Consider the following 516-nt stretch of genomic DNA (forward strand, 5'->3'; position numbering starts at 1 on the left):
CGCGCCGACGAGTCTTCTCTTCCATCTCTGCCACTTTTAAGATCGTCTTTCGGTTAATACGATAGAAAGGCGCTCGAGTCTGAATCTCCCCTTCTACCAGTCCTTCACGAATTAAGAGCTCCCGGGAAACTTCAGGTTTAATACGGCCAAAGCTGACAATTCGATTCTTAATAATCGCAAGATTAAAGAGACGAACAGTCTCATAGGCGGCGGCTTGCCCTTGCTGTTTACTCCAGTGAGGCTCGGTATATTCACGCTTTAAGAGATGTTGCGCTAAGCTTTCGAGCCATTCAGGATTGATTGCCGCATTCATACGGGCAAAGACTTGGCTCGTTTCAACAATCTCCAGAGCCATAATCCACTTTGGCGGCTTACGATAGAGCGCCGATCCCGGGAAGATCTTAAATTTACGGCCATTTGCGCCACTATAAAACTTCTCTTCCCCTAACTCACCAATCTGGTCGAGCGATCCCACTAAGATGGCTCGATGAATCTGATCTTCACTAAAAGAAGGGA

1 protein-coding gene is annotated in these 516 nt (G+C 47.3%); it reads right to left on the minus strand.

Translation table 11 applies throughout. The features are described 5' to 3' along the window. A partial coding sequence (locus FK268_RS26265) for a DUF3418 domain-containing protein (RefSeq protein WP_146437918.1) occupies positions 1 to 516 on the minus strand: 516 nt, incomplete at both ends.

It is taken from the genome of Tsukamurella sputi, from assembly GCF_007858445.1.
Lineage (GTDB): Bacteria > Actinomycetota > Actinomycetes > Mycobacteriales > Mycobacteriaceae > Tsukamurella > Tsukamurella sputi.